At 70.0% G+C, this 20162-nt stretch carries 20 protein-coding genes; 13 read left to right on the top strand and 7 right to left on the bottom strand.

All coding sequences use genetic code 11. The features are described from left to right. Positions 1–3: 3 nt before the first annotated feature. Positions 4–2004: a transglycosylase domain-containing protein gene (locus tag AB0L65_RS09170; RefSeq protein ID WP_364242295.1), complete on the top strand. Its 2001-nt coding sequence runs from the start codon at positions 4–6 to the stop codon at positions 2002–2004. Here the strand turns inward: AB0L65_RS09170 and AB0L65_RS09165 are convergent. Beyond that, positions 2001–3953 (bottom strand): thioredoxin domain-containing protein, encoded by a 1953-nt coding sequence (locus tag AB0L65_RS09165; RefSeq protein ID WP_364242292.1) that lies wholly within the window; start codon positions 3951–3953, stop codon positions 2001–2003. The genes AB0L65_RS09170 and AB0L65_RS09165 overlap by 4 nt on opposite strands. Before the next feature lie 158 nt (positions 3954–4111). Here AB0L65_RS09165 and AB0L65_RS09160 point away from each other — a divergent pair, with 158 nt between their 5' ends. Next, a complete protein-coding gene (locus AB0L65_RS09160; protein ID WP_364242822.1) occupies positions 4112–5260 on the top strand; it encodes a hypothetical protein in 1149 nt (382 codons plus the stop codon). Here the strand turns inward: AB0L65_RS09160 and AB0L65_RS09155 are convergent. Genes AB0L65_RS09155 through mca form a run of 3 tightly spaced genes read right to left on the bottom strand, consistent with a single transcriptional unit; the run spans position 5243 to position 6623 of the window. Continuing rightward, on the bottom strand, positions 5243–5539 hold the full coding sequence (locus AB0L65_RS09155) for a GNAT family N-acetyltransferase (RefSeq protein WP_350725709.1): 297 nt from the start codon (positions 5537–5539) through the stop codon (positions 5243–5245). The two genes, AB0L65_RS09160 and AB0L65_RS09155, sit on opposite strands and share 18 nt — an antisense overlap. Further along, positions 5540–5704, bottom strand: a complete 165-nt coding sequence (locus AB0L65_RS09150; protein WP_192788033.1) for a hypothetical protein — start codon at positions 5702–5704, stop codon at positions 5540–5542. It abuts the gene before it with no gap. Between the two features lie 34 nt (positions 5705–5738). After that, positions 5739–6623, bottom strand: a complete 885-nt coding sequence (gene mca / locus AB0L65_RS09145; RefSeq protein ID WP_364242289.1) for a mycothiol conjugate amidase Mca — start codon at positions 6621–6623, stop codon at positions 5739–5741. A gap of 135 nt (positions 6624–6758) precedes the next feature. Here mca and AB0L65_RS09140 point away from each other — a divergent pair, with 135 nt between their 5' ends. From AB0L65_RS09140 to AB0L65_RS09090, 11 genes are all read left to right on the top strand, one after another. Further along, entirely contained in the window at positions 6759–7178 is a 420-nt protein-coding gene (locus AB0L65_RS09140; RefSeq protein WP_364242287.1) for a DUF4307 domain-containing protein, read from the top strand. A 108-nt stretch (positions 7179–7286) separates the two neighbouring features. Continuing rightward, positions 7287–7787: a transcription elongation factor GreA gene (greA, locus tag AB0L65_RS09135; protein ID WP_148437100.1), complete on the top strand. Its 501-nt coding sequence runs from the start codon at positions 7287–7289 to the stop codon at positions 7785–7787. Positions 7788–7909: 122 nt separating this feature from the next. Next, a complete protein-coding gene (locus AB0L65_RS09130) occupies positions 7910–9067 on the top strand; it encodes a C40 family peptidase (RefSeq protein ID WP_364242285.1) in 1158 nt (385 codons plus the stop codon). A gap of 630 nt (positions 9068–9697) precedes the next feature. Then, positions 9698–10219 (top strand): hypothetical protein, encoded by a 522-nt coding sequence (locus tag AB0L65_RS09125; RefSeq protein ID WP_364242282.1) that lies wholly within the window; start codon positions 9698–9700, stop codon positions 10217–10219. A gap of 248 nt (positions 10220–10467) precedes the next feature. Beyond that, positions 10468–12261: a phosphoenolpyruvate carboxykinase (GTP) gene (locus tag AB0L65_RS09120; RefSeq protein WP_364242279.1), complete on the top strand. Its 1794-nt coding sequence runs from the start codon at positions 10468–10470 to the stop codon at positions 12259–12261. A gap of 146 nt (positions 12262–12407) precedes the next feature. Next, positions 12408–13307 carry a TIGR04222 domain-containing membrane protein gene (locus AB0L65_RS09115; RefSeq protein ID WP_364242276.1) on the top strand — a complete coding sequence of 300 codons (900 nt, stop codon included), beginning with the start codon at positions 12408–12410 and terminating at the stop codon, positions 13305–13307. A 1-nt stretch (position 13308) separates the two neighbouring features. Then, positions 13309–14154, top strand: a complete 846-nt coding sequence (locus AB0L65_RS09110; protein WP_364242273.1) for a DUF692 domain-containing protein — start codon at positions 13309–13311, stop codon at positions 14152–14154. Beyond that, on the top strand, positions 14151–14582 hold the full coding sequence (locus tag AB0L65_RS09105; protein ID WP_364242270.1) for a hypothetical protein: 432 nt from the start codon (positions 14151–14153) through the stop codon (positions 14580–14582). The genes AB0L65_RS09110 and AB0L65_RS09105 overlap by 4 nt, the downstream gene beginning before the upstream one ends. Before the next feature lie 122 nt (positions 14583–14704). After that, positions 14705–15205: a hypothetical protein gene (locus AB0L65_RS09100; protein ID WP_364242267.1), complete on the top strand. Its 501-nt coding sequence runs from the start codon at positions 14705–14707 to the stop codon at positions 15203–15205. Between the two features lie 51 nt (positions 15206–15256). Next, positions 15257–16018 (top strand): isoprenyl transferase, encoded by a 762-nt coding sequence (locus AB0L65_RS09095; protein WP_350725689.1) that lies wholly within the window; start codon positions 15257–15259, stop codon positions 16016–16018. A 206-nt stretch (positions 16019–16224) separates the two neighbouring features. Continuing rightward, positions 16225–17544, top strand: a complete 1320-nt coding sequence (locus AB0L65_RS09090) for a PhoH family protein (protein WP_355197337.1) — start codon at positions 16225–16227, stop codon at positions 17542–17544. Here AB0L65_RS09090 and AB0L65_RS09085 read toward each other — a convergent pair whose 3' ends face one another. The 3 genes from AB0L65_RS09085 to AB0L65_RS09075 are packed head-to-tail and all read right to left on the bottom strand — an operon-like array spanning position 17545 to position 20125. Continuing rightward, positions 17545–18045, bottom strand: a complete 501-nt coding sequence (locus AB0L65_RS09085) for a hypothetical protein (RefSeq protein WP_364242263.1) — start codon at positions 18043–18045, stop codon at positions 17545–17547. It abuts the gene before it with no gap. Further along, positions 18042–19454 carry a HAMP domain-containing sensor histidine kinase gene (locus tag AB0L65_RS09080; RefSeq protein WP_364242260.1) on the bottom strand — a complete coding sequence of 471 codons (1413 nt, stop codon included), beginning with the start codon at positions 19452–19454 and terminating at the stop codon, positions 18042–18044. The genes AB0L65_RS09085 and AB0L65_RS09080 overlap by 4 nt, the downstream gene beginning before the upstream one ends. Further along, entirely contained in the window at positions 19451–20125 is a 675-nt protein-coding gene (locus tag AB0L65_RS09075; protein WP_355197335.1) for a response regulator transcription factor, read from the bottom strand. The genes AB0L65_RS09080 and AB0L65_RS09075 overlap by 4 nt, the downstream gene beginning before the upstream one ends. Between the last annotated feature and the right edge of the window lie 37 nt (positions 20126–20162).

Raw genomic sequence — 20162 nt, 5'->3', positions numbered from 1 at the left:
TCGGTGATCTATTACCGCGACGGCAAGACCGTGCTCGCCCGCCAGGGCGTCGACCGCAAGAGCGTCGAGCTGGCCAAGGTGCCCAAGCACGTGCAGCAGGCGGTCATCGCGGCCGAGAACCGCTCCTTCTACGAGGACGGCGGCGTCTCGGTCAAGGGCACCGCGCGGGCCGTCTGGTCCACCGTCACCGGGCAGCAGCTCCAGGGCGGTTCGACGATCACCCAGCAGCTCGTGCGCAACTACTACAGCGGCCTCAGCCAGGAACGTTCCGTCACCCGGAAGTTCAAAGAGATCCTCATCGCGATCAAGGTCGACCAGTCCAAGTCGAAGGACTGGGTGCTCGAGCAGTACCTCAACACGATCTACTTCGGCCGTGGCGCCAACGGCGTCCAGTCGGCCGCCCGCGCCTACTTCGGCAAGGACGTCGGCCAGCTCAGCGTGGCCGAGGGCGCCTACCTCGCGACGGTGATCCAGCAGCCCAGCCGCTTCGCCGACCCCAAGGGCCCCGACCTGGCGGCGGCCCAGGAGCGCTGGAAGTCCGTGATCGACGCGATGGGCCAGACCGGCATGCTGACGCCCGCCCAGGTCGCCGACCAGCGCTTCCCCAAGCTCACGGCGCCGAGGAAGCCGTTCGAGCTCAAGGGGCAGGCCCAGTACATGCTGGAGCAGGTGACGGCCGAGCTCAACCGGCGCGGCTACTCCGACGAGGACATCAACGGCGGCGGGCTGAAGATCGTCACGACGTTCGACAAGAAGCTCATGCAGGCCGCCCAGCGGGCCGTCAAGGACGTGCTGCCCGACGCCACGCCCAAGAAGGTCCACACGGGGCTGGCGGCCGTCGATCCGGCCACCGGTGAGATCGTCGCGTTCTACGGCGGCAGCCCCGCGCAGTCCCAGTACGACAGCGCGTTCTCGGCCAAGGTCCAGGCCGGGTCGACGTTCAAGCCGTACACGCTGGCGGCGGCGCTCGAAAACGGCTTCGACCTGTCCACCAGGGTCGACGGCAACTCGCCGATGCGCGTGGCGTCCGACCCGAAGCCGATCCCCAACGACAGCGACCGCTCCTACGGCGAGATCGACCTGGTGCATGCCACCCAGAACTCGGTCAACACCGCGTTCGTGGACCTCGGCCAGAAGGTCGGCCTGGACAAGGTCGCCGCCGTCGCCGAGAAGGCGGGCATCCCCAAGACGCAGCTCGCGAAGCAGCAGAGCTACGCGTCCTTCCCGCTCGGCGTCTCCTCGGTCAGCGCCGTCCAGAACGCCTCGGGCTTCTCCACGTTCGCCAACAAGGGCGTGCACATGGAGGCCCACGTGGTGATGTCGGTCACAGACGCCGAGGGCAAGAAGAAGACCGTCGAGCCGGCCTCGACGCGGGTGGTCGGCGAGCAGGCCGCCGGGGACGCCACGTACGCGATGCAGCAGGTCGTCAAGTACGGCACCGGCACCGCCGCCCGGCTCTACGACCGCCCGGTGGCCGGCAAGACGGGCACCACGGACAAGTCGAAGAGCGTCTGGTTCAACGGGTTCACGCCGCAGCTCGCCGTCGCCGTCGACATGTTCAGGGAGGACAACGCCACCGTCACGATCCCCGGGTACGGCACGCAGTTCGGCGGCCAGCTCCCGGCGCAGATCTGGCGGGCGTTCATGACCGAGGCCATGGCGGGCAAGCCGGTCGAGGAGTTCCCCGAGCCGTCCGACTACGGCTGGGGCCCCGACTACTCGTCGCCCGACCAGAACCAGGACGGTCCCCAGCAGGACTACACGCCGCCGCGCAACCCGAACGACTGGTTCGACAACACGCCCGAGCCCGACATCACCGCGCCTCCGTCCACGGACGGCCCGCCGGTGACGGATCAGCCGAGCGACAACGGGCCGCAGCAGGACCAGCAGCAGCCCGACGAGCAGACCGGCCCGCCGTCCACGCAGCAGCAGACGCCCGACCAGCCCACGACCGGGGGCGACACGATCAACGACACCAACACGGGCCGCCCGCAGTCGGGTTAGCGCGCCGCTCCCAGCTCCGCCCGCAGGTCATCGACCGTCGTCACGGGCAGGCGGCAGGTGAACCCCTTGCACACGTACGCGGCAGGCGCCCCGCCGACCAGCCCGCGCCCCTCCAGCAGCTCCGGGAAGCCGCCGGGGCCGCGGGCGACCACCAGCCCCGGCACGTCGGCCAGCAGCGCCTCTCTGTGCAGCTCCGCCGTGCGCGGGTCGTCGGCCGGGCCGATCACGGCCACCTCCACGGGCCCGTCCAGCGCCGCCCGCGCCACCGCGAGGCCCCAGCCCGCGAACCTGGCGTGCCCCGTGGCCAGCACGGACACCGCGCCGAGCGCGGCCTGGGCGGCCTCCCTGTGCCGTGTGGAGCCGGTCAGGGCGCCGTAGGAGAGCAGCGCGCCCGCGGCCGCGAACTGGCCCGACGGGGTCGCGTTGTCCGTGGGGTCCTGCGGCCGCTGGAAGAGCCGTTCGGAGTCGTCGGCCGTGTCGTAGAAGCCGCCCGTGTCGTCGGCGAACCTGTCGAGCACCGTGTCCAGCAGCGAGCCTGCCAGCCGGAGCCACCTGGCCTCGCCGGTCACGCCGTACAGGGAGATCAGGCCCTCGGCCAGGTTGGCGTAGTCCTCGAGCACCCCGGCGTTGGTGCCCGCCCGGCCGTCCTTGGACGTCCGCAGCAGCCTGCCGTCGGCCACGTGCGTGCTCGCGAGCAGGCCGGCCGCGGCCGTGGCCGCCGCCACGAGGTCGGGGCGCTCGAACACCACGCCGGTCTCCGCCAGGGCCGCGATGGCCAGGCCGTTCCACGAGGCCACGACCTTGTCGTCGCGCCCAGGGCGTACGCGCCGGTCCCTGGCGGCCAGCAGCCGCTCGCGGACGCTCGCGTAGCGCGCCGGGTCGTCTGGATCGCGCGGGAGCTGCAGCACGGACGTGCCGTGCTCGAACGTGCCGGTCACCTCGAACAGCTCCTGCGCCCAGCGCCCGTCGTCCTCGCCGAGCACCTCGCGCAGCTCCTCCGGCGTCCAGACGTAGAACTTGCCCTCCACGCCCTCGCTGTCGGCGTCGAGCGCGGAGGCGAACCCGCCCTCCTCGGTGCGCATCTCCCGCAGCAGCCAGTCGGCCGTCTCCAGGGCCACCCGCCGCGCGAGCTCGCCGCCGCCCGCCTTCCACCAGTGCGTGTAGACGCGCAGCAGGAGCGCGTTGTCATAGAGCATCTTCTCGAAGTGCGGCACGACCCATTCCGCGTCGACGCTGTAGCGGGCGAACCCGCCGCCGAGCTGGTCGTACAGGCCGCCGCGGGCCATCGACCCGAGCGTCTCGCCGCTCATCTCGCGCTCGCCCGAGCGCAGCAGGAACTCCAGCACCATGGACGGCGGGAACTTGGGAGCCCTGCCGAAGCCGCCGTTGACGCCGTCGAACTCCTGGCCCAGGTTCCGCATGGCGAGCGCCAGCGTCTCCTCCTTGGGCACGGCCCCGCTGGGCAGCGTGGTGTTCGTGGTGAGCGCCTCCACCACCTTGGCGCCCTGCTGCAGCACGGACTGCCGGTCGCCGACCCACACGTTGTGCACCTCGGTGAGCAGGCGCTGGAAGTGGGGGCGCGGGAAGTAGGTGCCGCAGTAGAACGGGTGGCCCTCGGGCGTGGCGAACACCGTCATCGGCCAGCCGCCCTGGCGCGTCATCGCCTGGGTGGCGCCCATGTAGACGGCGTCCACGTCCGGCCGCTCCTCGCGGTCGACCTTGATGTTGACGAAGTGCTCGTTCATGAGGCGCGCGGTGCCGGGGTCCTCGAAGCTCTCGTGCGCCATCACGTGACACCAGTGACACGCTGAGTAGCCGACGCTGATCAGGAGCGGCACGTCCCGCCGCCTGGCCTCCGTGAACGCCTCCTCACCCCAGGGGTGCCAGTCCACGGGGTTGTCCGCGTGCTGCAGCAGGTAGGGGCTCGTGGCGTCTTTCAAGCGGTTCATCAGGACCTCCACTGATCAGCCTAGTCCGCCCCCGCCCCGGGCCTCTCCCGCCGCACGGCCCGCCCGCTGCCCCGTTGCTCGGACGGGGCGCTCGCCGAACGAGAGCGGGGGGCGGCTGACTGGGGAGGCCGGGACGGGCTAGGTTACGGGGCGTGGATATGGACTTCGTCTGCGCACACGCCGGCCGCCCGGTCGGCGCCGTCACCCGCAGGGACGTGGCACGCTCCCTGCTGGCCGTTCCCTCAGGGGTGGCGCTGGTGGCGCTGCCCGACCTGCGGCGCGCGATGATGGCGGCGGGCAACCCGCTCTCCCGCCCGTTCTGGGAGTCCGCCAAGGCCACGCTCAGCTCGATCGAGTCGGGTGTCGCCACGGTCGGCGACGTGCAGCGCTGGGTCGAGTCCACCGGCACCGAGCCGATCCTCATGACGCCCAGCTACTTCGTCTGGCCGGAGGAGGACGAGCGCGGGCCCGTGGCGGTGGAGATGTTCGGCCGGCTGGTCGCGTACCTGGAGGAACGGGTCGAGTCCGGTGAGATCGACCCCGACGCGCTGGCGGAAGGCGATCGGGCGGCCCGCGGCGCGTACGAGGAGCTGCAGGAGCGCTGGCTCGGCACGCCGCTGGCCGACGGCAGGGTGCCCGGATTCGCGGTGAGCGACGAGCTGGACGAGGAGTCGTTCGCGATCTGGGACGAGGAGGAGGCGTTCGCGCTGTCGGAGCTGCGGCGGATCGTCGCCGGCCTGCCCGCGCAGCCCGAGCTGCCCGCCGGCGAGCTGGACGCGGCGGCGGCGCGCCTGCGCGCGCTGCTCGCCCTGCCCGGCTACCCCGCCAACGTGCTGCGGGCGTGCGCCGGGTTGGAGGACGGCCCGATGCCGGACGACGACGGTGAGCTGTGGCTGGCGGTGGCGGCGGGCATCGCGGGGCCGATCTCGGACCTGTCGGAGAGCGGGGACCTGCTGGAGGAGTTCGTCGACCTGGACGGGGAGCTCACCCTGGAGGACGCGACGCTGGCCAACCTCTGCGCGATCCAGCACGCCGACTGGCTGGCCGGGGTGGCGGCGCTGGCGAGGCTGGGCCCGGGGGTGCTGGCCTCGCCCGAGCGGATGGCGCGGCTCATCGCCGAGTCGGAGGACATCGACGTCGACGAGCAGGACACCGACGATCTCAACGCGACCGAGAGCCTGTTCGGCTCGGTGGTGAGCCTGTGGGGCTATCTCGGCATCGTGGACAAGGACGAGGTGCTCACCCCGCTGGGCTGGTGGGGCCTGCCCAAGGCGCTGGAACGGGCCTGGTCACGCGCTGCCGAATGAGCTGTCGACCAGGTGCTGGAACTCGGGGTGCCGCTTGATGTACTTCGCCACGTAGGGGCAGAGCGGCACGACGCGTAGGCCGGTGTCGGCGCTCGCCTGGAGCGCGAACGCGACCAGCCTGCTCGCCAGCCCCTGCCCCTCGTACGCGGGCAGGACCTCGGTGTGCGTGAAGACGATCTTGGTGGGCAGCAGGCGATAGTCGGCGAACCCGGCGACCTTGCCGTCCACGAGCACCTCGAACCGGCTCTCCGTCGAGTTGTCGACAACTTCGATCGGCATCTACTCGGCCTTCTTGTCGTCCACGTCGCCCTCGTGGGGGACCTGGATCTTCGACATCTGCTTGTTCATCGACTTGACCAGGAAGTACAGGGCAAAGCCGAGGAAGGCCACGACGAGGAAGCCGAGCAGGCCCGGACTCACATCACCTGCTGCTAGAACGTTCACAGTTCCAGTCTGCCACTGGGGGAGCGTGGTCCCGTCAGTGGCAGGCGGGGGAGACGTCCTCGGCGTGGATGCCCGCGAACAGGTCGTCCTCCGGCAGCTCCGTGTCCACCAGCGAGCGCGCCAGGTGGTAGTCCTCGGTCGGCCAGATCTCCTGCTGCAGCTCGCGCGGGCAGACGAACCACCAGCTGTCGGGGTCGATCTGGGTGGCGTGGGCGATCAGGGCCTGGTCGCGGATCTCGAAGTAGTCGCCGCACGGCACCCGCGTGGTGACCGGCCACTTGGCCGGGCGGTCCTCCCAGCGGGCGATCCAGTCGGCGTACGGCGAGCCGAGGCCACGCTCGGTCATCGCCTCGTGCAGCGCCTCGAACCGCTCCTTGGTGAAGCCCATCTGGTAGTAGAGCTTCAGCGGCTGCCACGGGTCGCCCGTGCCCGGGTAGCGGTCGGGGTCGCCGGCGGCCTCGAAGGCCTCCACCGAGACCTTGTTGGTCATGATGTGGTCGGGGTGGGGGTAGCCGCCGTCGTCGTCGTACGTGATGATCACGTGCGGCCTGAACTCCCGCACGGCCGCCACCAGCGGCGCCGAGGCGTCCTCCAGCTTCTGCGTGGCGAAGGAGCCCTCGGGCAGCGCCTCGTCCTCGTTCTCCGGCAGCCCGGAGTCGACGAAGCCCATGAACCGCTGCTGCACGCCAAGGATCTCGCGGGCCCGGTCCATCTCGGCCTTGCGCACCGCGGCGATGTTCGCCACGATCTCGGGCCGATCCATCTTCGGATTGAGCACGGAGCCCCGCTCACCGCCCGTGAGCGTACAGACCAGCACTTCCACACCTTCGCGCACGTAACGCGCCATCGTGGCGGCACCCTTGCTCGACTCGTCATCGGGGTGGGCGTGGACGGCCATCAGCCTCAGCGGTGCACTCACGGGCTCGATGTCTCCTCAGTAGGGACCGGTCACTCGCCCAGAGAGGTTAGTTTCTGCTGGGCGGTCGCGAGGGCACACCCCCCGCGGGCGACAATTGTCTCGGATAACGCTCAGGGAGTGCAGGGAGATTCCGCCATGGCGACCAGAGATGTCGAGAACCAACCAGTTCTCGGCACACCCGACGACTTCCCCGACCGCCCCAGACGAGGCGGGCGGCTGGTCGTCCACGTCGTGATCGGCGTGCTGGTGGCCATCATCGCGGGTGGCTGGGGTTACGTGATGTGGTCGATGACGGCGGGTGGTTCGGAGGCGCCGTCGCAGGTGGTGACGTTCAACGTCGTCAGCGCGAATCGCGCGGAGATCACCTTTGAGGTGTACAAGCCAGACGATAGGGTGGCTGTCTGCCGGATCAGGGCGCTGGACGTCTATCACGCGGAAGTGGGCAGCAAGGAAGTAAGAATCCCGGCTGGCGGGGGTAGTAAGCAGATCAAGGAAAGCCTCGACACCAGTGGTGAGGCCACTTCCGTCCACATCCAGTACTGCAATCTCGTATAGTGAGACGTTTGGGGAAGCGGTGGAGCGGTTGACTTGTTAGCCTTTCGCAATTCAACCACACGTAACCTCAAGTGATCTCAGGGCCCCCTAGGCAAGCAAGGAGAACCCGTGGCCGACTCTCGCGATGAGAACGTCACATGGCTGACGCAGGAGGCGTACGACCGCCTGAAGGCGGAGTACGAATATCTCTCTGGCCCCGGGCGCGTCGACATCGCCAAGAAGATCGAAGCCGCCCGCGAAGAGGGCGACCTGCGTGAGAACGGTGGCTACCACGCCGCCAAGGACGAGCAGGGCAAGATGGAAGCCCGGATCTTCCACCTCCGGCAGATCCTCGACAACGCCCAGGTGGGAGAGGCCCCCAAGGCCGAGGGCGTGGTGGGCCCCGGCATGACCGTGACCATCCGCTTCGTCGGCGACGACGACGAGGTCACCTTCCTGCTCGCCTCCCGCGAAGAGAGCGGAGCGCCGATCGACGTCTACTCGCCCAAGTCCCCGCTCGGGGCGGCGATCAACGGCAAGAAGATCGGGGAGAAGGCGACCTACTCCATGCCCAACGGCCGCCAGAACACGGTCGAGATCCTTGAGGCAGTGCCGTACATCGGCAACTGACACCCCCGCAGGACGACCGCCGGGCCCACGCTGGCCCGGCGGATTTTTCGCGTACGTCAGGGATCCGGCAGGACCTCAGCTTCCTGGTCAACTCTCGTAAGCGGAGCAACACGTACAAGCTGGTGCCGTTCATCGTGGTGGCGCTGGTCGCGGTGCTGACCGCCGACGTGCTGCTGCTCGCGCGATCCGGGCAGGACGTCGGTCCCGTACGCGCCCAGGCCACGCTCAAGCAGACGCCGCTGGCGCAGCGACGGCCGCAACAGCAGCAGGGGCAGCAGCAACCGCCGCCTGTCTCCACCGTCCAGCCGGTGGAGCCGCTGAAGAAGCTGCACAAGCCCAACCTGTTCGTGCTGACCAGCAAGCCGTTCACCAACGAGCTGTTACGGAAGGTGGCCAAGCTGCGCGGGGTGCGGGCCCTGGAGCTGGCCGACGCGGCGTCCGTCATGCTCGACGACAAGCGGGTGCAGACGCTGGCGGTCAATCCGTCCACGTTCCGCTCGTACACGCCCAAGGTGACCGCTTCGTCCGACGCGCTCTGGCAGAACGTCGCGGCGGGTGACGTGGCGGTGTCGTTCGTGCTCGGCAACGACGGCGGGCTCGCGCTGCACCGGCGCGTGGCGAGCCCGGCCGGGACGCTGCGGATCGGCGCGTACGCCACCACCGGGTTCGGCGCGGTGGACGCCGTCGTGTCCAAGAACGTGGGGCGGACCTTAGGACTCCCGCGCGACAATGCCCTCATCGTGAGCGCCCCCGACACCAACTCCGAGACGCTGCGCAGGGCCATCCTCAAGCGGCTGCCCAAGGGCACGCAGGTGGCCATGGTCAACCCGGTCCTCCCGCAGCCGCAGACTCCGACCCGTACCTGGCCTTCCGGGTCGTTCATGACGGGCGAGCAGATCACCGTGGCGCTGAAGGCCGCCGCCTCCAAGCTCGGCCGGCCGTACGTGTGGGGCGCCGAGGGGCCCGACACCTTCGACTGCTCCGGCCTGGTCCAGTGGGCCTTCGCCCAGGCGGGGGTGCGGATGCCCCGGGTGACGCACCAGCAGTGGGTGGCCGGGCCGCAGGTTCCGCTGTCGCAGGCGCAGCCGGGCGATCTGATCTTCTGGCGCCTCGACCCTACTAATCCCGACTACATCTCCCATGTAGCGATTTATTGGGGTAACGGGAAGATGATCCAGGCGCCGCGTACCGGCGATGTCGTCAAGATCTCGCCCGTGCACACCCGCAACCTGGCAGGCGTCGTCCGCGTAAGCCCCGTCGCCGCCGCCAAGGTCCGCTAACCCCACCCATCCGCCCCCGGTCCCGTCGGCCACCCTGCCTCCCGGCCAGCCCACCCTTGGGCCGGTCGGCTCCGGTCGGGCCCGCCACCCCATCGGCCCCGACCTCGGACGCCCGGCCCCCAGCCGCCTGACGCCGCCCACACGCGCACGGCGTCGCACCACCTGGGGCCGCGGCGCGATGCTGCGGGCGGATGGTGGCATGGCGCGCCTGGGCAGCGGACGGCGCGTACCCCGGAGGGCGCCGCATCGTGTACCCCGGGCCCACCCGCGAGGCCCGCGAGACCGACGGCCCGCCCCCGATGCGCCCGCCGTGCAGCCGTGCCTCTGCCGTGCAGCCGTGCAGCCGTGCAGCCGTGCAGCCGTGCAGCCGTGCAGCCGTGCGTGCGCCGTGCCGCTGCGCCCGCGCCCGTTGCTCAGGGGTGGGCCAGCGATGGCGTGGGTGGATGCGGTGGTGGCGTCGGGAGGCTGTGGCGGGGCGCGCACGATCGGGACCCCGTGAGCACTCTCGCGGCGTAGCCCTTCCGGGGCGGGTGGGGCCGGAGGTGGGCATGAGGGGGGAGGGGGCGGTGAGGTGCATAAACGCGGCCCCGGAGGCGTGCATTTCGCGTGCAACTGTGTAATGGTGATTACATGGCAACAGACGACGACACCGCGCAGATTCACGGCTGGTTCACCGGACGGCTGCCCGAGGGCTGGTTCACCGGTGCGCCCGAGATCGTCAGGGACCGCGAGGAGATCGCGGTGCTCGGCGCCCTCCCCGACCCCCCGGACGACGTGCCGGAGGCCGAGCGGGCCGCTCTGGTCGAGGGGCTGGCCAGGAGGTTCAGGGAGGAGACGCGCGAGCGGCGGATCGAGATCGCCCGGGAGGCCGAGCGCAAATTCCGGCAGAAGGTGTCCTGGGGTGTGGTCTGCGGCGGCGAGACTGTGATGTTCACCACACTCTCCGTGCCCGTGATGACCCGGCTGCGCCAGACGGAGCGGCAGGTTCTGGACACGCTCGTGGCCGCGGGAGTGGCCAGGAGTCGCAGCGACGCGCTCGCCTGGTGCGTACGTCTGGTCGGCAAGCACACCGACACATGGCTCGCCGACCTGCGGGACGCGCTCCAGCACGTCGACCGCGTTCGCTCCGAGGGACCCGACATCAATTCCTGAGACCACGCAGCGGAAACGGGCGCGGAAATGGACTAAACCACTGGGGAAATTGGTTTAGACCATCGGAATTGGACTGGACCACTGCATGTTAATTCTCTTTTAAATCTGCTCGGGCTGGGTAGGCTCCACCAATCGTCAGGGCCGCTGCCTGCGGCGACGGTCAGGCCAACAGGTCTATGCCAATTGGCTTTCATGCCGCTTCGTCGTTAATGATGACTGGGCCCTGAGACAGTGGAGGAGTCGCAGTCGTGTCCGTTTCCGTGGAAGTGCCCGCACCGACCAGCAATGGCGAATTGGCCGCGTGGGTGAACGAGATCGCCGCCCTGACCCAGCCAGACCGGATCGAGTGGTGCGACGGGTCCGAAGAGGAGTGGACGCGCCTGACCAACCTGCTCGTTGATCAGGGGACGTTCACGCGACTCGCCGCCCGGCCCAACAGCTTCTACGCCAAGTCCGACCCCAGCGACGTGGCCAGGGTCGAGGACCGTACCTTCATCTGCTCCGAGCGCGAGGAGGACGCGGGCCCGACCAACAACTGGATCGCGCCCGACGAGATGCGCCGGACGTTCCGGCAGCTCTTCAAGGGCTGCATGCGCGGCCGCACGATGTACGTCGTGCCGTTCTGCATGGGCCCGCTCGGCGGCGAGATCTCGCAGCTCGGCGTCGAGATCACCGACTCTCCGTACGTCGCCGTCTCCATGCGGATCATGACCAGGATGGGGGACAGGGCGCTCCGCCTGATCGAGCAGAGGGGCGAGTTCGTCAAGGCGGTCCACTCCGTCGGGGCGCCGCTGGAGCACGGTCAGCAGGACGTGCCCTGGCCCTGCAGCTCGACGAAGTACATCAGCCACTTCCCCGAGACCCGCGAGATCTGGTCGTACGGCTCCGGCTACGGCGGCAACGCCCTGCTCGGCAAGAAGTGCTACGCCCTGCGCATCGCCAGCGCCATGGCCCGCGACGAGGGCTGGATGGCCGAGCACATGCTGATCCTCAAGCTCACGCCGCCGTCCGGCGAGACCCGCTACGTCGCGGCCGCCTTCCCGAGCGCCTGCGGCAAGACCAACCTCGCCATGCTCCAGCCCACGATCCCGGGCTGGAAGGTCGAGACGATCGGCGACGACATCGCCTGGATGCGCTTCGGCGACGACGGCCGCCTCTACGCGATCAACCCGGAGGCCGGCTTCTTCGGCGTCGCGCCCGGCACCGGCCAGGTGACCAACGCCAACGCGGTCAAGACGCTCTGGGGCAACAGCATCTTCACCAACGTCGCGCTCACCGACGACGGCGACGTGTGGTGGGAGGGGCTGACCGAGGAGCCTCCGGCGCACCTGACCGACTGGAAGGGCCGTTCCTGGACGCCCGGCGGCGACGAGCCGGCCGCCCACCCGAACGCCCGCTTCACCACTCCCGCCGCCCAGTGTCCGACCATCGCACCCGAATGGCAGGACCCCAAGGGTGTGCCCATCTCAGCGATCTTGTTCGGCGGTCGCCGCGCCACCGCCGTGCCTCTGGTCACAGAGTCGCTGAGCTGGGAGCACGGCGTCTTCCTCGGAGCCAACGTCGCCTCCGAGAAGACCGCCGCGGCCGAGGGCAAGGTCGGCGAGCTGCGCCACGACCCGTTCGCCATGCTGCCGTTCTGCGGCTACAACATGGGCGACTACTTCGACCACTGGCTGGAGATCGGCCGCCGCAAGGGCGCCAAGCTGCCGCGGATCTACTACGTCAACTGGTTCCGCAAGAACGCCGAGGGCAGATTCATCTGGCCGGGCTTCGGCGAGAACAGCCGCGTGCTCAAGTGGATCGTCGACCGGCTCAACGGCGAGGCCAAGGCCGTGCCGACGGCGATCGGCCTGCTGCCGGCCGACCTCGACACCAAGGGCCTGGACCTGACCGAGGAGGACCTGCGCACCCTCCTGTCGGTCGACAAGGAAGTGTGGCGCGAGGAGGCGTCGCTGATCCCGGCCCACTTCGACAAGTTCGGCTCGCATCTGCCGAAGGAACTGTGGGACGAGTACAACGCCCTGCTGGACCGCCTCGGCTGACAGTGCGGTACGGCGGCTCCGTCCCACTCGAGGCGGAGCCGCCGACGAAATTCGAATAATCTAAATGAGCAGAACGAAACCTTTACCTCTGCCTTACGCGTCCTTCCGATAACCAGCCTTATTCGGCTGTACGGAGGGAGGCCTAAATGGACCTGTTCCTGCTGATCCTTTCGGTGGCTCTGGCCGCGACAGCCTTAACCACCGCCTCCGCATTCAAACGCGAGCGCGCCGTCCCGACGACGTCCCGTACTCGCGCCATGGGCCGGAAACTGAGCCACTACGAGATCGCCTATCTGGCGGGCGGCCCGCAGCAGGTGGCCGGCACGGCCATCGCTCTCCTGACCGGCTCGGGAGATCTGCGCGTGGCACGCGGGGGGCACGTGCACAGCGTCCACGCGCGGTCGGTGTCGCGGGACCCCGTCGAGCAGGTGGTGCTGGCCACCGTCGCCGACCGTTCCGGACTCACGGCGTCCGCGCTCAAGACCGAGGTGCGCAGGAGCCTGGCGATGGACGAGCTCAAGCGCCACCTCACGGACGACGGCCTGGTCCTGCCCGGCGACCGCGCCCGGCGGCTCGACCGGCTGGCCGCCGGCCTTCAGGTGGTGTCGGCGCTGGCCTTCGCGGGGGTCGTGGCGGCCGTGGTCACCGTGGTCACCGAGGGCACGAAGCCGCTCCTCGCGTTCTCGCTGATCGCCCTGGCGATCACCGGCACGGGCGCGGCCGCCGCCATCGCCAACCGCCGGAAGTCCCGTCGGCACAAGCTCACCGCCCATGGGGTGGAGCGGCTCGGCAACGCCAGGAAGACGCACCCGCTGGGCTCGGGCGGCGGGCGGGTGCACACCGCGCTGTACGGTCCGGGCGCGCAGGTGAAGGCCGACCTGCGCGCGGCCAGGGCGGCGCGCCGGCCCGGGCGGCGGGCGACGTACGGTGGCGGCTACAGCGGATCCAGTGGATGCAGCAGCAGCGGAGGAAGCTGCGGCAGCTCGTCGAGCTGCGGCGGCGGGAGCGGCTGCGGCGGCGGCGGTTGCGGGGGAGGAGGGAGCTGACATGGCCGAGCCGGGAGCACGGCAGCGTACCGGGGTCGAGCTGGGGGTGGGGATCGGCTGGCGGGCCGAGCTGGACCTGTCCATCGAGCGGATGCCCGGCGTCGACTTCCTCGAGGTCGTCGCCGAGAACGTCAGGCCGGCCGACCTCCCCGAGTCGTTACGCGTGCTGCGCACCAGGGGGCTGCCGGTGGTCCCGCACGGGGTGTCGCTCGGCGTCGGCGGCGCCGAGCCGCCCTCCCCGGCCCGGCTGGCCCACCTGGCCGCCTGCGCGGAGGCGCTGGACGCGCCGCTGGTCAGCGAGCACCTGGCGTTCGTACGGGGCGGCGGCATCGAGGCCGGGCACCTGCTGCCCGTGCCGCGCACCCGCGAATCCCTGCGGGTCATCACCGAGAACGTGCGCAGGGCCCAGGACGCGCTGCCAGTGCCGCTCGCCCTGGAGAACGTCGCCGCCATCTTCGGCTGGCCGGACGACGAGCTGACCGAGGCCCAGTTCCTCGCCGAGCTGGTCGAGCGCACCGGGGTCGGGCTGCTGATCGACGTGGCCAACCTCTACACCAACCAGTTCAACCTGGGGCTGTCGGCCACGGACGCGCTCGACGCGCTGCCGCTGGAGCACCTCGCGTACGTCCACGTGGCCGGCGGGTACGAGCACCACGGCATCTGGCACGACACCCACACCACCTCCGCGCCGGAGCCGGTGCTCGACCTGCTCACGGAGCTGTGCGCCCGCGCCACCCCGCCGGGGGTGCTGCTGGAGTGGGACGACGAGTACCCGAGCGACGCCGCCCTGGGGAACGAGCTGGCCAGGATCCGCGCGGCGATGTCCGCGGCCGGGGAGCCCGGATGACGGACCCGCACCCCTCCCCGGCCCCCGAAGCCCCGGCCGCGGTGACGGCTGACGTCCCCTCGGCGGTGTCGGGCGCCGAGGGGCTGGGGGAGGCGCGGCGGCGGCTGGCCGAGGCGCAGGGGCAGGTCGTGGCGGCGCTCGTCGCCGGCGCGGAGCTGCCCCAGGGGTTCGACCCGGAGCGGATGCGGGTGCAGGCGTCGAGCCTGGTCGCCAAGCGGCGCGGCATCGTGGCCAGGATCCGGCCCGACGCCGCCGCCGCGGCCGGCCCCGACCTGCCCGCGGAGTTCGCCGCCTACGCGCGGTCCCGCAGCGAGCCGCCGCCCAACTACCGCACCGACGCGGACGACTTCGCCGCCTGGCTGCGCGAGCGCGGCCGCATGCCCGATCCGCCGCCCAAACCCCGCTGGTGGTCGCGATTCCTGCCCTGAGCGTGGCCGCAACCGGCCAGGGGTGGATCAGGGATAGCCGGTTTAGCAGGCATTCGTCCGGAAACCGTCAGAGAATGGGGGGATTGCGTTGTGTCGACGGCTCTTATCTGACCGTCACGCCAGTGGCATGCAAGGACAGCATCGGCACGCCGTACGAGGTCACCCTCGAGCTGCGTCGCGACGGCACGCCGTACGGGAGCGTCGGAGAGCGGTGCGGCTGGCTGCTCGCGCGCCTGGCGCGCGGCGTGGACGAGGCCCGGCAGGGACGTGGAGCGGCCAGGCGGTGGACCGACCCCGACGACAGGTTCCCTGACGAGGACCCGGACAGCGAGCTCTTCTCCTTCCGCTACCGCACCAGAGCGGGCCTGGTGGGCGGCGGGGAGCTGCGCTGCCAGCTCAGGACCATCCCCGTGTGGCAGGCCGCCGACGGCGAGTGGCGGCTGACCAGAAGGGCCTACGTGGAGGCGTGGGGCTCGACGGGCGTGGGCATGCGGGCGGTGCTGACGTCGTCGGAGCTGTCGGTGTTCGTCCGGAGCCTTGTGGATGAGGCGGAAGGATGTCTGGAAGGTAGAGATCTGGCGAGGAATCCGCTAGACGGAGCAGGCACGGGCGATTCGCGGTGATAATTGCCTGTTGGGTCATGCGACCGAAGGCAACCGCTGGGGAGGCACTCCGTGGGCCTGCGCGATCTGGTCTACCGGCTGTATGAGCACAGGCTGGAGTCCAAGCTGTCGAAGGACATCATCCCCCGGCACGTCGGGGTGATCATCGACGGCAACCGCCGCTGGGCACGCGCGATGGGCATGCGTGACGTCGCCAGCGGCCACCGCAAGGGCGCGGACAAGATCTCGGAGCTGCTCAACTGGTGCCGTGAGACGGGCGTCGAGGTCGTCACGGTCTGGATGCTGTCCAACGACAACCTCAACCGGCCGAAGGAGGAGCTGGAGCCGCTGCTGCGCATCATCGAGGACGTGACGCAGGAGCTGGTGGACGAGGGCTGGCGGATCAGCCCGGTCGGCGCGCTGGATCTGCTGCCGGACCGCACGGCGAATGTCCTGAAAAACGCAAAGGAAGCATCATCACACCGTCCAGGCCTGATTGTGAACGTTGCAGTTGGGTATGGAGGAAGGCGTGAGATTGCCGATGCGGTGCGCTCACTGCTCCAGGAGCAAGCGAGCAAAGGGGCGAGCATCGAGGACCTCGTCGAGGTGCTCGATGTGGAGCACATCGCGGAGCATCTCTACACTCGCGGCCAACCCGACCCGGACCTTCTCATCCGGACCTCGGGCGAGCAGCGCCTGTCCGGCTTCATGCTCTGGCAGAGCGCTCACTCTGAGTTCTACTTCCACGAGGCCTACTGGCCTGACTTCCGCAGGGTGGATTTCCTGCGGGCGCTGCGCGACTACGCTGCGAGACACCGACGTTACGGTTCATGACGCGACAACGGGGCATTCAGAACGTAACGTAGTAAATGTCCGACCGCAGGCCGGACATTTCGGAGAGGGCCCGCCTTTGCACCAAGATCTGCCGAGGGGGCCGGTACCCGGCGCCGACGGCAGCTCGCGGTCGGGGATGTGGGTCCGGTCCGATTCCCGCCTCGTCTGCAGGGCGCTCGCGCTTATGGGCGCCCGGGGGAGAACGTGTGGCAGTGTCCTCGAGCAACCCTACTCACCTGTCGGCCAAGCGCACGTATGTGCTGGACACGTCGGTCCTCCTGGCCGACCCGGCGGCAATGACACGCTTCGCCGAGCACGACGTGGTTCTTCCGATCGTGGTCATCACCGAGCTGGAGGGGAAGCGCCATCATCCCGAGCTCGGCTACTTCGCCAGGAAGGCCCTGCGCTACCTCGACGACCTGCGCATCCAGTACGGCAGGCTCGATGAGGCGATGCCCACGGGGGACGGCACGATCAGGGTTGAGCTCAATCACAGCGATCCGTCGATTCTGCCCGTCGGGTTCCGCCTGGGCGACAACGACACCCGCATCCTGACCGTGGCCCGCTCGCTGGCCGCCGAGGGCTGCGACGTGGTCCTGGTGTCCAAGGACCTGCCACTGCGGGTCAAGGCGGCCTCGATCGGCCTGGCGGCCGAGGAATACCGCGCCGAGCTCGTACACGAGTCGGGCTGGACGGGAATGGCCGAGGTCCAGGTGACCGCGGAGGACGTCGAGGTGCTCTTCGACCAGGGCAGCGCCGACCTCGAGGAGGCCAGGGACCTGCCGGCGCACACCGGCCTGCGGCTGCTGTCGGCCAAGGGCTCGGCGCTCGGCAGGGTGCAGCCGGACAAGTCGGTGAAGCTCGTACGCGGCGACCGCGAGGTGTTCGGCCTGCACGGCCGCTCCGCCGAGCAGCGCATCGCGCTCGACCTGCTGATGGACCCGGAGATCGGCATCGTCTCGCTGGGCGGCCGGGCCGGCACCGGCAAGTCGGCGCTCGCGCTCTGCGCGGGCCTGGAGGCGGTCCTGGAGCGCCGCCAGCACCGCAAGGTGGTCGTCTTCCGCCCCCTGTACGCCGTGGGCGGCCAGGAGCTCGGCTACCTGCCGGGCACCGAGGGCGAGAAGATGGGCCCGTGGGCGCAGGCGGTCTACGACACGCTCGGCGCGATCACCTCGCCCGAGGTGATCGAGGAGGTGCTCGACAGGGGCATGCTGGAGGTGCTCCCGCTGACGCACATCCGAGGCCGGTCGCTGCACGACGCGTTCGTGATCGTGGACGAGGCCCAGTCGCTGGAGCGCGGGGTGCTGCTGACCGTGCTGAGCCGGATCGGCGCCAACTCGCGGGTCGTGCTCACCCACGACGTGGCCCAGCGCGACAACCTCCGCGTCGGCCGGCACGACGGCGTGGTCGCGGTGGTGGAGAAGCTGAAGGGCCACCCGCTCTTCGCGCACGTCACGCTGACCAGGTCGGAGCGCTCTCCGATCGCGGCGCTGGTGACGGAGATGCTCGAGGACATCACGATGTGATCACTTGAGCTCGCCGCAGGTGTGCTGCCCCTCCGACTTGGAGGGGCGGTTCACGTTCTCCCGGACGATCTTCACCATCTCGTACGCCGCGTCCTGCTGGGCCGTGCAGACGATCTGCGCCATGCCGAGCCTGGTGAGCGTGCCGTCGCCCCTGACGTAGACGGTCAGCGTCGAGGTGCGGGGCAGCTGGACCTCGTCGCGCTGCACGGGGTTCAGCGAGTCCTTGATCCCCAGGTACGTGAACCCGCGCAGCGCGGTGTCCCGGCCGCCGTCCAGAGGTTGCGAGGAGGCCGCGAAGAGCGCGCCGAGCAGGCTGGCGACGGTGTCGTTCTCGACGTCGGCCGCCTCCAGGGCGAGCTTGCCGTTCCTGATCAGGAAGATCGTCTTGGACGGCGGCGGGATCTTGATGGTGGGCGCGTTCCCCCGGTCCTGGACGTCCGTGGGCGAGATGCCGCAGGCCGTCAGGGCGAGCAGGAGAGCGAGGGCGAGAGCGCGGGTCATGAGTGTGGGAGCCAGACCGTGAAGAGCGTGCCGGGATTCTGCAGGCGTACGGAGATCGTGCCGCCGTGGAGGTGGACGTTCGCCCTGGCGATCGCGAGGCCGAGGCCGCTGCCCTGGCTGCGGGCCCGGCCCGCGCCGGCCTTGAAGAAGCGGTCGAAGACGTGCGCCAGCGCCTCGCGCGGGATGCCCTTGCCGTGGTCGCGCACCTTCACCTCCAGGCCGTTCTCCGTGCCTCTGGCGCTCACCATGACGGGTCGCTGCCCGTGCTTGAGCGCGTTGCCGACCAGGTTGGCCACGATGACGTCGAACCTCCTCGGGTCGAGGTTCACCGTCAAGCCCTGGGACGCCTTCACCTCCACCTGATCGGTCCAGCCGCGCACCTCCAGGCAGTCCGCGATGGCGTCGGCCACGTTCACCGGCTCGACGTTGAGCGTGGCCGTGCCCGCGTCGAAGCGGCTGATCTCGATGAGGTGCTCGACCAGCTCGCGCAGGCGCTCGATCTCCCTGAGGACCAGCCGGACGGCCTCGGCCGGCGCGGCCGGCAGCCGGCCCGCCTCCTCGGAGAGCATGTCGGCCACGGCGGTCATGGCGGTCAGAGGCGTGCGCAGCTCGTGCGAGACGTCCGCCACGAACCTGCGTGACATGGCCTCCAGCGAGCGCAGCTCGGACACGCTCAGCTCCAGCGCCGCGGCCGCGTCGTTGAACCTGGAGGTCAGCTCGGCCAGCTCGTCCTGCCCGTGGACGGGCAGGCGCGTGTCCAGCCGGCCCTGGCCGAGCGCCTGCGCGGCCGCGCTCAGCCGCCTGACCGGCAGCAGCACCTGCCTGGCCGACAGCAGCGCCACGACCAGCGCGATCAGCACGATGGCGGCGCCGGCCTGGGCGAGCGTGGCCCTGAGCGTGTTGAGCTGGTTCTCGTCGCCCCGCATCGGGAAGAACGCGAACGCGCGCAGCCCGGTGGCCTGGGGAGCGCCGTCGACGTCGCGGTAGACCTCGGCGCCGACGATCAGCCAGAGCTGGTTGCGGATGACCTTGCGCTGGGTGACCACGCTCTGCTTGGCCCGGCCGTAGAGCTCGTTGGGCACGTCGCTCAGGGTCATGGGCCCCTCGGTGGAGACCAACGTGCCGTACTCGACGATCACGCTGCGGCCCGGCCCGCTCAGCGCGGCGGCGACCCGGTCCAGCTCCTTGATGGTCGGCGCGGCCTCGCCGGGCGCGAGCTTTCCGATGGGGAACGTGATGCTGCCCAGCTCTCTGATCACGAGGTCGAGAGAGGTGTTCTCCTCGCGGGTCACCAGGGCCGTCTTGGCCAGCTCGAAGCCGATGGTGGCGACCAGCAGCGAGGCGGTGACGGCGACGAGCGTGAACGTGATGACGAGTCGGGCGCGCAGTCCCGTGGGCAGGGGGATCACGGAGGGCTGAAGCGGTAGCCGAACCCGCGCACCGTGTGGATGAACACGGGCTCGGCCGGCCTCGGCTCGATCTTGGCCCGGATCCGCTGCACGCAGGCGTCCACCAGCCGCGAGTCGGCGATGTGCGTGTGGTCCCAGACCTCGCGCAGCAGGTAGCGGCGGTTGAGCACCTGGCCCGGGTGCCGTACGAGCTCCAGCAGCAGCCGCAGCTCGGTCGGCGTCAGATGGATCTCCTTGTTGGCCAGCATGACCTTGAGCGCGCCCCGGTCGATCACGAGGTCGCCGAAGGTGATGCGATCGGAGGCGGCGGACTCGGCCCTGCGCAGGATGGCGCGGATGCGCGCGTCCAGGACCCGGGGCTCGACCGGCTTGACCACGTAGTCGTCCGCGCCGGCCTCCAGCCCGACCACCACGTCCAGGTCGTCGCCGCGGGCCGTGAGCAGGATGACGGGGAGCTGGTCGAGCTTGCGTACCCGGCGGCAGACCTCGATCCCGTCGATCCCGGGGAGCATCACGTCGAGGATCGCGATCTCCGGGCGGCGGGCCCTGATGTGGTCGAGTGCCTCCTCACCGGTCGCGTACGAGGTGACCGAATGCCCCTGACGGGTCAGCGCCAGCTCGAGAGCCGTACGCACCGAGGGGTCGTCTTCAACCAGGAGGATGCCTGCCACGCACAAATTATTATTCCATGTCCCGAATGCCCGAACT

The organism is Nonomuraea sp. NPDC052116, assembly GCF_040680035.1.
Taxonomy (GTDB): domain Bacteria; phylum Actinomycetota; class Actinomycetes; order Streptosporangiales; family Streptosporangiaceae; genus Nonomuraea; species Nonomuraea angiospora_A.
This window is presented reverse-complemented; position numbering and strand designations above follow the sequence as displayed.

Excerpts from the sequence above, each read along its gene's own strand:
- AB0L65_RS09165 (WP_364242292.1), bottom strand. The coding sequence starts at position 3,953 with ATGAACCGCTTGAAAGACGCCACGAGCCCCTACCTGCTGCAGCACGCG.
- AB0L65_RS09160 (WP_364242822.1), top strand. The coding sequence starts at position 4,112 with ATGGACTTCGTCTGCGCACACGCCGGCCGCCCGGTCGGCGCCGTCACC.
- AB0L65_RS09155 (WP_350725709.1), bottom strand. The coding sequence starts at position 5,539 with ATGCCGATCGAAGTTGTCGACAACTCGACGGAGAGCCGGTTCGAGGTG.
- AB0L65_RS09140 (WP_364242287.1), top strand. The coding sequence starts at position 6,759 with ATGGCGACCAGAGATGTCGAGAACCAACCAGTTCTCGGCACACCCGAC.
- AB0L65_RS09125 (WP_364242282.1), top strand. The coding sequence starts at position 9,698 with ATGGCAACAGACGACGACACCGCGCAGATTCACGGCTGGTTCACCGGA.
- AB0L65_RS09115 (WP_364242276.1), top strand. The coding sequence starts at position 12,408 with ATGGACCTGTTCCTGCTGATCCTTTCGGTGGCTCTGGCCGCGACAGCC.
- AB0L65_RS09110 (WP_364242273.1), top strand. The coding sequence starts at position 13,309 with ATGGCCGAGCCGGGAGCACGGCAGCGTACCGGGGTCGAGCTGGGGGTG.
- AB0L65_RS09105 (WP_364242270.1), top strand. The coding sequence starts at position 14,151 with ATGACGGACCCGCACCCCTCCCCGGCCCCCGAAGCCCCGGCCGCGGTG.
- AB0L65_RS09085 (WP_364242263.1), bottom strand. The coding sequence starts at position 18,045 with ATGACCCGCGCTCTCGCCCTCGCTCTCCTGCTCGCCCTGACGGCCTGC.